Genomic DNA, 13,727 nt, shown 5'->3' on the forward strand with positions numbered 1-13,727 from the left:
ATGAACACTCTGAGCACGTTGGCCCCCAATCATTTCAAGCGCCCTGGCAGCGCCCCGACCGTCATGATCGTCGGAGCCGGTCCTGTTGGCCTGTCCCTGGCAATCCTGTTGAAGAAATGGGGCGTGTCGTTCCGCATCATTGAAAGGAACGCCGGCCCCTCGACGGCGACCAAGGCGATGGCTATCCATTCCCGGACCCTGGAAATCTTTCGGGACCTGGGCGTTGCCGAGCAAGCCATCAGCGACGGCTTCACGATCAACCAGTTTTCGGTGCAGTCGAACGCCAAGCGGGTGCTGAACTACAACTTCTCCTACCTGGACGCGCCCTATCCCCTGCTCCTGAGCCTGCCACAGCCGCAAACGGAGAAAATTCTCCTGGAGCGGCTCAGGGAGCTGGGCGCCGAGGTGGAGTGGAATACCGAACTGGTGGACATCGAAAACCTGCCGGGTTCGGTGCGCATGACGCTCAAGCATGCCGACGGCACCGACGAACACTTCACCAGTCGTTGGGTAGCCGCGTGCGACGGTGCTCGCAGCAACATCAGAAAACGCCTGGACATGACGTTCGAAGGCTCGTCCTACGACCGCTTCTTCATGCTCGCCGATGCCGATATCGAGTGGTCCGGAAGCAAGGATGAGGGCGCATTCTTCCTGGGTGCGCAGGACGGTTATGTGGCCGTTGCACCGATCAGCGCTCAATCGCGTTATCGGCTGTTCATCGAAATGCCCTACAACCTGCCACCAGAAGGCGAGCGCCCGTCCTTGAGCCTGGAGAACTTCCAGCGCTTGTGCGAAGGGCGCGGGCAAAAGATGACGCTGTCCAACATTTCATCGACCACCATCGCCTCTTTCCAGCATCGCCGCGTGCAATCGATGCAACAAGGTTCCGTGTTTCTGCTGGGGGATTCGGCGCATATCGGCAGCCCCATCGGTGGGCAGTGGATGAACCTGGGGGTTTCCGAGGCCTATAACCTGGCCTGGAAAATGGCCTATGTCGATCAGGGCCTGGCGAATCCGTCCTTGCTCGACAGCTACAACGAAGAGCGCTACCCGGTTGCCCTGGAAGTCGAGAACACCGCACACCGGCTGACGGGGCTGATTACGGTCCGGCGTCGCGCCCTGGTGTGGCTGCGCGACAACGTCCTGCCGCTGTTGAGCAACCGCAAAAAGGTCCAGCGTAAACTGCCGTCGATGATTTCCGGTCATCAATATCACTATGAGAAAAGTGACTACATTCAAGAATCGCTGACGAAGAAGCAGCGCAAGAACTGGAGCAAGAAAGGGAAAAAACCCGAGTTCCAGACCGCAGCACCTCGCGCCGGGCAACTGGCGCCCGATGTCGAACTGTGGCAACTGCAAGGGATGCCGACAAAACGCTTGATCGACTTGTTCCACGGGACATTCACGCTGTTGATTTTCAGCGCGGCCGATCAGTTTTCGCCGTTGTTGCCAGGCTACTACACGCTGGCCAAGTCGGTGGAACAGGACTACCCAGGCATCAAGGCCTACTGCGTGATCGACGCCCTGAGCAGCGCCGGCCTGCCGGCTTGGCATTCGACGTTGCTGGACCCCGATTGGCGACTGCATAAGCGCTATCACGCCAAGGAAGGCACGATGATGCTGATTCGTCCTGACGGCTATATCGCTTTCCTCGGCGCCGATGCAATAACGCTGATGACGTATCTGAACGTAAGGTCCGGGTTGCTCAAGGGCGCCAGGAAAACAATAACTTGCGAGACCGACGCAGTGGAACTCCAACTTTAAGTCGCTCCATGGCTACTGCCAGTTTGATGATTTGATATAAACAAGGCCCTGCCCTGGGCCATGATTTTTGATCTTTCTTACTTATAGAAATATCGACCGACTTGGTTAGGAGAACTTTATGCGCTTGCAACTTAACGATGTTGTGCAGGAATTCATCGTATCCAATGGGAGAATAGCCCATAGCTATTTCTCTCTTTCCGAAAAGATTATTGATTCACTGTGCGAATCCAATGTCGCCAAAGAAGCAATATTGCTGCGACTCCTGGAACAGGCTGAAACAGTCACTGCGCATTATTTCAATGCTCATCAACAAGTCCTTGAGGGCGTATATGCCAATGGGACCGAAGCAGCTGTCAACCAGAGTGCTCCCGTACTGGAGCCGGTTCACTTGAATCCGACCATACTGGCGCCGGCACCTGTCGTCGAAGCCGTCGAAGAGACAGATGCACTTAGCTACGGGCAATGGTTGCGTGCCGAAATCAGCACCGTCACCGGCTTCCAGCCGCAACAGATCGACTTCGATCAGAGCTTCGAGAGCCTGGGGATCGACTCGCTGGGGCTGGTCGATATTTTCGAATCCCTGGCCCAGCACTTCCCGGAAAAGAAAGACCTCACCTCGCAGCTCTTCGATGCCCCTACCCCGACCGCCTTGCTGGCACGGCTTGAAGCCGATCCGCAGGCACCCACGGTGGATGTCCAAGCATGGGTGCTCGACCAACTCGCGGCCATCACCGGCTTTACGGTTGAGCAGATCGACCCGTCACAAAGCTATGAAAGCCTGGGCCTTGATTCGCTGGTGCAGTTGGACTTCCTGGAGTCGGTAGTCGCCATGTGGCCACAACTCAAGGCGCACAGTTCCGAGCTGGCCAACGCCAAGCTCCCGCAGGCAACCATTGCCCTGATTCAAGCCGCCCTGGCCGATCCAACACCGCAGGCAGCGCCTGGCGTCGAGCCTTCAGCTGCCACGACGGACACTCAGGGGCAGGAAGAAAACCTGCTGCTCAATGCCCTGTCTCCGTTGATCCCGGACGCAGCGCAGTCGATCGACATCCAGACGCCGTTCGCACAACTGGGCCTCAACGGCTTTGCCCGCGAGGCGCTCTGCCAATCCATGGCGCAACAGTGCTCTGCCAGCGAGTTTGCCGGTGAAGCGCTGATGTCCCGTCGCACTCCTCAAGATGCCTTGTCGCTGCTGGCCAGGTTGAGCTGAGCCCAGCAGCAACAGGAATGGAATCCGGGTGATCGAACAGGTCACCCAGCATTTTGGCGATCAGGGAGACAGGTATGAGTGGCGCAGTAACAACAATGGGCAATTTCTGCTTCAGCGCGATGGCAGGCGAGTTTCCGGGGGCGCCGTCCACGGATGCGCTTTGGCAGTTGCTCTGGCAAGGGCAGATCGCACCGATCGAATCCATGCCGACACGTTGGGAATTGGACAAGGCGTCGATCTATTCAACCAAGGCCGGCGAGAAGGATCGCACGTACCTGGACAGCGCTTTTTGCCTGACCGATGACGCCTCGACCCCGTCACGGCACGAAGGACGACAGGTCGCCATCGGCAAGAAAGTGCTCCAGACGTTGCTCACCCAACTCGCCGGACAAGGCTCGGCGCTGAGCAGGGAGCGCACCGCGCTGGTGGTCGCGACCTCCTGGAGCGACGAGAGCTATTTCGTCACCGGCGTATCCGGAAAAACCGACACGCCGTCGGGCTTTACACCGGGTGAGCAAGTGGCGGAACTGGCGGCGGCCTTTGCCTTGGGTGGGCCGGCGTTGTCGGTAGACACCGCGTGCAGTTCGTTCCCCTATGCCTTGGATATGGCCCAGGCGCTGGTCAACAGTGGCCAGGCTGACAACGCGATTGTCATGGCCCTCAACACCGTGCTGCCACCCGCGCTGTTCCTGGGTTTCTCGCAGTTGACGGCTTTTTCCGCCCGCGCGCGGATGGAAGCGTTCGGCCAGGACGCCGACGGCATCGTGCCGGGCGAATGTGCCGTAGCCTTTCTGGTCGAACCACTCGCCCAGGCCCTGACAGCGCAGCGTCGTCCCCTGGGCGTGCTGCGCGCCTTGGGCATGTCCGCCGACGGCGCCGAAGGCTCGGTGTTTGCGCCAGGCAAACAGGCCCAGTACTCGGCCTACCAACGTGCCTATCGCGGCCTCGATCCACGCGATGTGGACTACATCGAGACCCACGGCACCGGTACACCGCTAGGGGACGCAACGGAGTTGGCCTCGCTCAACAGCTTCTTTGCCCCCCATCGTCCGGACGGCAAGAAAATCATCATCGGTTCGATCAAGTCGGTCATCGGCCATCCCCTGGCCGCTGCCGGAGGGGCCTCGCTCGCCAAGGCCTTGATGATACTGCGCCATAAAGGCATTCCCCCGCAGCCCGGTTACCGCCCCAGCACCAAGGTCGACGAGACCTGCCTGCGACTCGCCACCCAGCAGGTACACCCCCTGGAGGATCATCGATCTGCACTCCGGATTGGCATCTCCAGTTTTGGTTTCGGCGGCGCCAACGCGCACCTGGTGGTGGATGAATACATTCCCGACAACCACTCTGCCGCCCCCCTGACCGCCCCGGCGGGCGCCAGTGGCGTGGTAATGCTCGACCTTGCCATTGTCGAGGCTGAAGCAGCGCTGGGCAGCCACCGTTCCTTGCAGTCATTCCAACAGCAACTCGATCAACCCGCCGCCCCCTCGGTCATGTTCCCTTATGGGCGCTTCGTTGATTACACCCCGGCGCCCGGTCAACCGTTGCTGGGAAAATTCCTCGCCCAAGACCACGTTATCGATATCGATGGCTTTGGCATGGGTCCCAAGCCATTGGCTCATGTCGACCCGTTCAAGCTGTTGATCACCGATCGCGTCAATCATCTGCTGCGACGTTTGCCAGGCGTGGCCGGTTCGCCCGGCACTGCGATGGTCATGTGCTGCAACATGGGCGGCGAGCGCTTCAGCAATGCCTACAGCAGCGCCCACAACTTCTACTCCCGGGCGCAAGGTACGGCACCGGGCGTCGAGGTGACGGACGTGGCAACCATGCTGCCGAACATGTTGTCCGGCTACCCGGCGCAGATTTTTGACTTCAAGGGTTTCCATCAGACCCTGGTCGGCACGGCGGGACTGTTCTGGCAAACCCTGCTGGCCTCGCCGCAATGGTTCAACGATGGCATCACCACGCTGCTGCTCGGCGCAGGGCGTTTTTTCAGCGGTGAAATCGAGGTCGAGCGCGCCCGGAGCAACACAATCACGCAAGGTGAAGGACTGGGGCTGATCGCGCTGCGTCGTTATCAACCGGATGCCGCTGACAAACCCTTGCTGGTGATCCGCGCGGCGGTCCTCGCCCACGCTGCCGACTCGTTGGAAGAGGCTTGCCAACGGCTGGGCAAAGCGCCGAGCGACTATCCGAACGTTGACGTCTGTGAGTTGCAGCCTGCTGCGACGCCTGCCAGCGGATCGCTGCAGGAGATGACCGGCTTCCTGGCTGAAGCCAGTGGCATCGAGACCCTGCTGGCGGTGATGTTGAAGGGCACGACCCATTCGGTGATCGAGGTGCGCGATGCCGGCAAGACGGTGATGTGGCTGTTTACCGAAAAACTTCGCCAATGGAGTCCGGCGGCGGCCGAAGCCAGCTCGCCCATCAAGCATCCCTTCATGTTGCGCTTTGCCCATTCGTCATCCCACGAACTGCAGCAGGTCATCACGCCAGCCCGGCCTGTCAGCGTGGTTCGCGAACCGCAGAACGATGGCGTCGACGTGCAGCAACTCAGCGACATGCTCACCAGCACCTTGCTCTCCGGGCTGCGGGTGCGGGTTCGCGCCATGGAAAGCCTGTTCGCCCTGCACCGTGGCGACACATCCCAGCGCCCGACACGCTGGCAGCGCCGCGCGGAACATATCGTGATCGCCAACGCCCAGCGCAGCCCACAGTCGCTGCACGCCCAGCTCGTGGTGGATGAAGCGCACCCGTACTTCTTCGATCATCCCTTGGATCACATCCCGGGCATTTTGCTGCTCGAGGGCGTGCTGCAATTGATCGAACTGGCGATGCCCCCTCTGAGCGGACGGGTCGCCTACATCAAGACCCTGACAATCAAGTTCCAGCAATACGTACAGAAGCAAGGCGTGATCGATCTGCACGTCGAGCAAGGCCAGGATCCCCAGGTGTTCAACGCGAAGGTCATGCAGGCCGGGAAAGTGATGTGCACCTGCGTCCTCGGGATGGCCTACAGCTCGGCGTTCGAGACATCGCCAGCCGGCGAATTCACCGCCACGCCGTGCCGTAACAAGGCCCTGTTGCACAAGGCCAGGGAGGAGAACGTCATCGTCAGTGACATGAGCGGTGTCGCCCAGGGCCTGAGCGTGGACACGCTGAAACTGCCGCAGGAGCACTTCTTCCAGGCAGGTGATCCCGAGCACTATTCGATGGTGTATTTCCTCGAAGTCGCTCGCCAGTGCTACATGCAGATCGCCCACAGCCATCTGCGGATTCCACTCAACACCCCGATGAATCTGCTGGCCTTGAGCTTCACCCTGGATCGCCCCATCCCCAGGAACAGCCCGCTGTCATTGGCGCCGCAAGCCGGCTTTGATGCGGCGCTCCAGGCATTCAAGACCAACCGCATCTATATCGACCTGTTCAACCGGGGTGAAAAAATCGGTCAAGCAAGTATTACCGCCCAGGTGCTGAGTCAATCCGCACCGGCGGCCTGAGCATTGAATGGATCTGCCCTCCGCATGACCGTGCCCCCCACAACCAAGGTGTCGCCGTGAACGATGTCAAAGTGCAAGTCATAGTCAAATCGCCCCCTTCTGAAATCTGGAAGATCTGGAGCAATTTTGCAGAAGCGCCGTTATGGGATACCGACGTTCGCCAGTGTCAGCTCGACGGCCCTTTCCAGGCGGGGACACGCGGCAAATGTGTGCTCAAGAACGGCTTGAACATGCCACTGAAACTGGAAGCCGTGAGCCTGCACGAAAGCTATCGCAACAGTGCACGGCTGCTGTGGATCGACCTCGAATTCGATCATCAGATGCGCAGGCTTTCTCCCGACGAAACCCATGTCATCCATAGCGCGAAAATTTCCGGGCCGTTGAGTTTCCTGTACCGCGCACTGCTGCGCAAAGCGTTGACCGCAGCGATGACCACGGCACTGGACAACCTGTGCACGCTGGCTGAACAACGGGCCATCGCCACCCCAGGACACGAGAAAACCGCGACGCCTTTGCACCTCGTGTGAATGCCTCCCGGAAGCAGGCGTGCAGAACACGCCTTCCCGGGCTCGCTTTGCTTACTTATCGATAACAGCACATTTCGGATCTAGCATGAACCTACAGAAAAACACCCAGTATCTGCTCATGGCAATCGTTGGCCTGGGGGCTATTGCCCCAGCATCGAGTTTCGCCGACAACCTCGGCCCCTATATCAGTGGCATGGGTGGCGTGAACTGGGTCTCCAAACAGGACCTGACCCAGAACAACAATGATTTCGTCGAGATGGAATACAACCAACCGCTGCACTCGGGCTACGCCACTGGGCTGGCAGTGGGCTGGCGGTTCCCGGTCGGGCTACGGCCCGAGGTGGAACTGAGCTACCGCCGCAACACCCTGGACCAATTCAATAACCGGATCTACGAGGGCGGGAGCAGCATCGAGGGCAAAGGCGAAGAGGAAGCCAGCAGCCTCATGGCCAACCTCTGGTATGACATCCCGAACCTGCCTGCCCCCTTGAGCCGGTTCACACCCTATGTGGGCGGTGGCCTGGGCTACGCGGTGCTGACCATCAAGGGCCTGGAAGCCGGTGGCGTCGAGTTCGGCGGCACCCATCGTGACACCGTCTCGGCCTGGCAACTCGGCGCAGGCGTCGCTTACGAGCTGAGCGAGCACTGGTCCATGTCCCTGGATTACCGCTACTTCAAGACCGGCGAAGCGAACTTCGGCCAAATCCAGGGCCTGCCCCCGGCCGATGTGGAAACCGAATACAACGCCCAGTCCTTGATGCTCGGCCTGCGGTACTGGCTGTAAGCGCTAGACGGATCGGCGCCTGGTCATGGCCTGGTGTCGATTCGCAAGCCCCCAGGCCGGTTGTACCGGCCATCTCAACGCTCGAAAAAAATCGGCCGGCGCTGTTCGAAATCACCGTTGGTCGGGATGTACCAAGCCGAAGAAGCCCTAAAAACTTTGTGGTCTAGTATCAACTCAGGTTCGGCGGGAGATTCCCAATGTCGTTGGCTGAAGAACGCAAACCTGAACGCCGCAAGGAAACCCGGCTGTTCCTTTTCCTTGTCATCTGCCTCTTTCCGTTACTGTCGGTCGCCATTGTCGGCGGCTACGGTTTCCTCGTCTGGTTTTTCCAAATGCTGTACGGCCCACCCGGCCCTCCCAACTAGCGAATGGCGTTTTCTTGAAGGCTATTGGAGCCAGCTCATGGACGAAGCCCTGCATATTGCCAGTCTCATCGTACTTGCCCGACCGGAGTTGTTCGACGCGGTCAAGGCCAACCTGCGGCTGTTGGATGGCCTGGAACTGCATCATGAAAGCGCCGCCGGAAAACTCGTGGTGGTGCTTGAAGCCCGACACGAAGACCAGATCCTTCAACGCATCGAACAGATCAACCAACTGCCGGGCGTACTCAATGCCGCGTTGATCTACCACGAACTCCTCGAGCCCGATGGAGAGACCAAATGAGCCTGACCCGCCGAGCATTCGTCAAGGCCCAGGCCGCTGCCATTGCAGCCGCCGCTGCCGGCCTTCCGATCGTGACTTCCGCCAGCAACCTGGTGACCGAAGCCGATATGGTCACCCTGAACTGGAACAAGGCCCCGTGTCGCTTCTGCGGCACCGGTTGCAGCGTGATGGTCGCGACCCGGGACAACCGCGTGGTCGCCACTCATGGCGACGTCAAGGCCGAAGTCAATCGCGGACTGAACTGCGTCAAAGGCTATTTTCTTTCCAAGATCATGTATGGCGTCGACCGCCTGACCCAACCGCTGTTGCGCATGAAGAATGGCCAGTACGACAAGCAAGGGGAATTCCAGCCAGTCAGTTGGGAGAAAGCTTTCGACATCATGGAACTGAAGTTCAAGCAAGCCTTGAAGGACAAAGGGCCCCAGTCAGTGGGCATGTTCGGTTCCGGGCAATGGACGGTCTGGGAAGGCTACGCCGCCAACAAACTGATGAAGGCCGGTTTTCGCACCAACAACATCGACCCCAACGCCCGCCATTGCATGGCCTCGGCGGTGATGGGCTTCATGCGCACATTCGGCATGGATGAGCCGATGGGCTGCTATGACGACATCGAAGCCACCGATGCCTTCGTGCTCTGGGGTTCGAACATGGCCGAGATGCACCCGGTGCTCTGGAGCCGCGTCACCGACCGCCGCCTGAGCCAACCCCATGTGAAAGTGGCGGTGCTGTCCACCTTCGAACATCGCAGCTTCGAACTCGCCGACATCCCCATGGTGTTCAAGCCACAAACCGACCTGATGATCCTCAACTACATCGCCAACCACATCATCGAAAGCGGCGCGGTCAACCAGGACTTCATCAGCAAGCACACTCGGTTCGCCAAGGGGGCCGAGGACATTGGATACGGCCTGCGCCCAGACGACCCACGGGAGAAGAAAGCCGCCAATGCCGCCAAGGCCAACACCTGGACGGACATTTCCTTCGAGCAGTACGCTGCCTTCGTCAAGCCCTACACGCTGGAGCGAACCGCCAAGGAGACGGGGGTACCCGCCGAGCGTCTGAAGAATCTCGCCGAGCTGTATGCCGACCCCAAACGCAAGATCGTCTCGTTCTGGACCATGGGCTTCAACCAGCATACCCGTGGCGTCTGGGCCAACAATCTGATCTACAACATCCATCTGCTCACCGGCAAGATCAGCGAACCGGGCAACAGCCCGTTCTCGTTGACCGGCCAGCCATCGGCCTGCGGTACTGCGCGGGAAGTCGGAACCTTCTCCCACCGGCTGCCGGCCGACCTGGTAGTGACCAATCCCAAGCACCGAGCAACCGCCGAAAAAATCTGGAAGCTGCCCGCCGGCACCCTCCAGGAAAAGCCAGGCTTCCATGCGGTCGAACAGAGCCGCATGCTCAAGGACGGCGTGCTCAACGTCTGCTGGACCCAGGCCAGCAATAACATGCAGGCCGGACCGAACATCATGCAGGAAGTCCTGCCGGGTTGGCGCAACCCGAACAACTTCATGATCGTCTCCGATGTCTACCCGACCGTTTCAGCCCAGGCCGCCGACCTCATCCTGCCCAGCGCCATGTGGGTGGAAAAGGAAGGCGCCTTCGGCAACGCCGAACGCCGGACGCAATTCTGGCACCAGTTGGTGAGTGCGCCGGGAGACGCCAAGTCGGATCTGTGGCAGTTGATGGAGTTTTCCAAACGCTTCACCACCGATGAAACCTGGCCCGCCGAGTTACTGGCCAAGGCGCCTGAACTCAAGGGTAAGACCCTCTTCGAGGTGCTGTTCAAGAATGGTCAGGTCGACCAGTTCCCCGTCGACCAGATGGAAGCCGGCTACAAGAACGATGAAGCCAAGGCCTTTGGTTTCTATCCGCAAAAAGGCCTGTTCGAAGAGTACGCCCAGTTCGGTCGCGGCCACGGACATGACCTTGCCACGTTCGACCGCTACCACAGCGAACGCGGTCTGCGCTGGCCGGTGGTCGAAGGCAAGGAAACCCGTTGGCGTTACCGCGAGGGGCTGGACCCATACGTGGAGAAAGGCAGCGAGGTGCAGTTCTACGGTTACCCGGACAAGAAGGCGATCATCTTCGCCCTTCCCTACGAGCCGCCCGCCGAATCCCCGGACGCCGACTACCCATTCTGGCTGTCCACCGGACGCGTCCTCGAACATTGGCACACGGGCACCATGACCCAGCGCGTCGAGGAACTGTACAAAGCCGTGCCGGATGCGCTGGTCTACATGCATCCCGATGATGCCAAGGCCTTGAAGGCGCGGCGCGGCAGCGAGGTGAAGCTGATCAGCCGACGCGGTGAAATCCGTGCGCGCATCGAGACTCGCGGGCGCAACAAGCCGCCTCAAGGGTTGGTCTTCGTACCGTTCTTCGATGCCAACAAACTGATCAACAAGGTCACGCTCGATGCCACCGACCCGATCTCCAAGCAGACCGACTATAAAAAATGCGCGATACGCATCGAGCTGGTCAGCGTGGCCTGAGGAGAACCGTGATGTTTTTTCGAAACCTGCCGTTGCTCCTGCTTACTGTGATCGGCGTGGCAATCGCCGCTGAAATCGATTACCCACTCGATGCACCCGCGCCGGATGGCCGCCGTCCTGGCGGCACCCTGACCCAGAGCATGCCTGCGCCACCCATTGCCGAAGATGAAAACAAGGACCTCAAGCGCGAGCGCAACTACCCGGACCAGCCGCCGACCATTCCGCACACCATCCGCGGCTATCAGATCGACAAGAACGGCAACAAATGCCTGTCCTGCCACAGCCGCGCCAACAGCGCACGGACCCAGGCGACGATGATCAGCATCACCCACTACATGGACCGTGACGGCCAGGCACTGGCAGCCGTGGCACCGCGTCGGTACTTCTGCAACCAGTGCCACGTGCCGCAGGCCGACGTAAAACCATTGGTGGGAAACAACTTCCAGACCATCGACAAAATCCTGCAAGACGACGCAAACGCCGCGCAAAAGCCTTGAGGAGGCAACATGAAAGCACTGTTCGCCCTGCTCAAGGACTATTGGGGTGTCCTGCGTCGTCCGAGCATGTACTACAGCCTGGGCTTCCTGACGCTCGGCGGTTTTATCGCCGGGATCGTTTTCTGGGGCGGCTTCAACACCGCGCTGGAGGCCACCAATACCGAGACGTTCTGCGTCTCCTGCCATGAAATGCGCGACAACGTTTTCGTCGAGCTCAAGGATACGATTCACTACACCAACCGCTCCGGTGTACGCGCCAGCTGCCCGGACTGCCACGTGCCGCACGAATGGACCCATAAAATCGCGCGCAAGATGCAGGCGTCGAAAGAGGTCTGGGGCAAGATTTTCGGCACCATCGATACACGCGACAAATTCCTCGCTCTGCGCCGCGAACTGGCCGAACACGAGTGGGCCCGGCTCAAGGCCAACGACTCTCGTGAATGCCGCAACTGCCACAACTTCGAATTCATGGATTTCACCCGCCAAGGCAAGCGTGCCGCGTCCATGCACTCGACGTCGCTGGCCAATGGCGAAGCCACCTGTATCGACTGCCATAAAGGCATCGCTCACAAGTTGCCTGACATGAGTGGTGTGAAGGGCTGGTGAGCGATTGCCATAAGCTTCGCAAGCTGCGGGAACAGGGGATGTGCGTCTGCCACGATAATCCGGCAAATCTTCTGACTCGAACGCGTCGTTCATCGCGCCTCAAACTGCATCTTGACGACTTCATTGATTCGCTGCGCAACGCCATTGGCCGGCGGCGTGACTGATCGGATCGACTGACCACGGTAAGGTCCGTCCGCAGGAAACCAATTCTGCACAACCACGACGTTTTTCGGCTGCGCAGCGGAAGCCGAACCGGTAGAGATTTCATTGGTGAACTTGCAGGTATCAAACGTACCGAGGGCCGTCTTGATCGTTTCACGACCGTTATAAGTCAGCTTCTCGACGACATCGAACTCGATCGTCGCCCCGGCGCTCACGGCTTTGTTTTTGTAGCTGACGGTGACGGTCTGCCCGGGTTGCAGATCAATCGGTGTGGAAGCGGGAGGTTCGTAGGTGGTGGTCACCAACGATGCCCCGGCGCCATGGCGATCACCATAACGAATCAGTCGACCGTCCTTGATCTCGGCGAAAGTGGTCGTCAGAAAGAACGGCGCGTTGTTCAAGTACGACGTGTGCACCGAAGCCACCGGATTGGCGTCGGCAAATGCCTCGCGCCCCAACGTCTCGGTTTTGCCGCGACTGATGGCCGATGACAGGTTGTCACGGCTTTCATACTCCACCACTGTCCCGGCCTGAAAGTCCACTTCGTTGGTACAAGCCGCAGAAGACGTTGCACTGGCGGTCGAGGCCGACGCATCGGCGCTAAAAGCCCCCCAGCCACTGACGGCAAAGGTCGAGGCGGTGACCGCCGTTGCCAGGCATTTGCGCCAAGCCGGATTGACGTTGGACTTTCTGGCAGGTGTGCTTTTCAAAAAACAGATCCTTGTCCCAATGTGCTCGTTGCGATCGATCGAAAAACCGATAACGCTCATAGGTTAGGGACGAGTGCCGAACGGTGCTATAGCGCAAGTGTGCTATAGGCTCTGCCCTTGTCTGGTCCATTATTCAGCCTTGAAACCCTATCGGAGGCTCGCATGACCGAATCACTGGAGCGTTTTATCCAGGCGCAAGCGTCTACCTATGACCACGCCTTGCTGGAACTGCAGCGTGGCCGCAAGGAAGGCCATTGGATGTGGTTCATCTTTCCGCAATTACGCGGCCTGGGTGTCAGCGAGAACGCCACTTACTATGGCCTGCGCGGCATCGACGAGGCGCGTGACTATTTGCAGCACCCGCTTCTGGGACCGCGACTCGAACGCGCGACTCGTGCCGTACTGGACTCGGGAGCCGCTTTGGAGAAACTCCTCGGGACCATCGATGCCATGAAGTTCGCCTCCTGTATGACGCTTTTTGCAGCGGCTGCGGGCGGGCAATCCGTGTATGCCCAGGCGTTGGAGGGTGGGCTGGAGGTCGACTCAAGGACACTGGATCTGCTCAAGGAGCAGGAGAGCAGGAATGTCTGATTACGAAACATGGACGCTGGCAGTACACGTGGCCCAATGGCGCTCCTGCGCGGATTAACGTTCTAGATCGACAACACAAAGCGGCCTCCGCCCTCGATTTCCTCGCCACCCGACAGCGCTTCAGGCACGAACCCGCACCGTTCAAGGACCTTCCTTGAGCCGACGTTGCGGAGGCGGTGAACGATCGCTCCCCACGCTCCGCGTGGAAT

General features: G+C 59.6%; 12 protein-coding genes. 11 read left to right on the plus strand and 1 reads right to left on the minus strand.

The window, feature by feature from the left end; translation table 11 throughout:
• From V7773_RS24065 to V7773_RS24110, 10 genes are all read left to right on the plus strand, one after another.
• On the plus strand, positions 1 to 1,764 hold the full coding sequence (locus V7773_RS24065; RefSeq protein ID WP_092461641.1) for an FAD-dependent monooxygenase: 1,764 nt from the start codon (positions 1 to 3) through the stop codon (positions 1,762 to 1,764).
• A gap of 118 nt (positions 1,765 to 1,882) precedes the next feature.
• A complete protein-coding gene (locus tag V7773_RS24070) occupies positions 1,883 to 2,974 on the plus strand; it encodes an acyl carrier protein (protein WP_336075575.1) in 1,092 nt (363 codons plus the stop codon).
• A gap of 74 nt (positions 2,975 to 3,048) precedes the next feature.
• Positions 3,049 to 6,477 (plus strand): beta-ketoacyl synthase N-terminal-like domain-containing protein, encoded by a 3,429-nt coding sequence (locus tag V7773_RS24075; RefSeq protein ID WP_336075579.1) that lies wholly within the window; start codon positions 3,049 to 3,051, stop codon positions 6,475 to 6,477.
• Between the two features lie 56 nt (positions 6,478 to 6,533).
• Positions 6,534 to 7,004 (plus strand): SRPBCC family protein, encoded by a 471-nt coding sequence (locus tag V7773_RS24080; RefSeq protein ID WP_063321623.1) that lies wholly within the window; start codon positions 6,534 to 6,536, stop codon positions 7,002 to 7,004.
• An 85-nt stretch (positions 7,005 to 7,089) separates the two neighbouring features.
• Positions 7,090 to 7,788, plus strand: coding sequence for an outer membrane protein (locus V7773_RS24085; RefSeq protein WP_336075581.1), 699 nt, complete (start codon positions 7,090 to 7,092; stop codon positions 7,786 to 7,788).
• 197 nt (positions 7,789 to 7,985) lie between these two features.
• Positions 7,986 to 8,153: a periplasmic nitrate reductase, NapE protein gene (gene napE / locus V7773_RS24090; protein WP_014338488.1), complete on the plus strand. Its 168-nt coding sequence runs from the start codon at positions 7,986 to 7,988 to the stop codon at positions 8,151 to 8,153.
• A gap of 37 nt (positions 8,154 to 8,190) precedes the next feature.
• On the plus strand, positions 8,191 to 8,451 hold the full coding sequence (locus V7773_RS24095; protein WP_336075583.1) for a chaperone NapD: 261 nt from the start codon (positions 8,191 to 8,193) through the stop codon (positions 8,449 to 8,451).
• The gene (gene napA, locus V7773_RS24100; RefSeq protein WP_336075584.1) at positions 8,448 to 10,952 is read left to right on the plus strand and encodes a nitrate reductase catalytic subunit NapA; all 2,505 of its coding nucleotides are present in this window, start codon (positions 8,448 to 8,450) and stop codon (positions 10,950 to 10,952) included. Before V7773_RS24095 ends, napA begins: the two co-directional genes overlap by 4 nt.
• An 11-nt stretch (positions 10,953 to 10,963) precedes the next feature.
• A complete protein-coding gene (locus V7773_RS24105; protein ID WP_336075585.1) occupies positions 10,964 to 11,449 on the plus strand; it encodes a nitrate reductase cytochrome c-type subunit in 486 nt (161 codons plus the stop codon).
• 9 nt (positions 11,450 to 11,458) lie between these two features.
• Positions 11,459 to 12,055, plus strand: a complete 597-nt coding sequence (locus V7773_RS24110; RefSeq protein ID WP_053187740.1) for a cytochrome c3 family protein — start codon at positions 11,459 to 11,461, stop codon at positions 12,053 to 12,055.
• 89 nt (positions 12,056 to 12,144) lie between these two features.
• On the opposite strand, the gene V7773_RS24115 is transcribed toward V7773_RS24110, so the two are convergent.
• Positions 12,145 to 12,987: a hypothetical protein gene (locus V7773_RS24115; protein WP_336075587.1), complete on the minus strand. Its 843-nt coding sequence runs from the start codon at positions 12,985 to 12,987 to the stop codon at positions 12,145 to 12,147.
• Between the two features lie 102 nt (positions 12,988 to 13,089).
• Here V7773_RS24115 and V7773_RS24120 point away from each other — a divergent pair, with 102 nt between their 5' ends.
• Positions 13,090 to 13,518, plus strand: a complete 429-nt coding sequence (locus V7773_RS24120; protein WP_336075589.1) for a DUF1810 domain-containing protein — start codon at positions 13,090 to 13,092, stop codon at positions 13,516 to 13,518.
• The last annotated feature ends 209 nt before the right edge of the window (positions 13,519 to 13,727 follow it).

It is taken from the genome of Pseudomonas sp. 3JA, from assembly GCF_036961705.1.
In the GTDB taxonomy this organism is placed as follows: Bacteria; Pseudomonadota; Gammaproteobacteria; order Pseudomonadales; family Pseudomonadaceae; genus Aquipseudomonas; species Aquipseudomonas fluorescens_Q.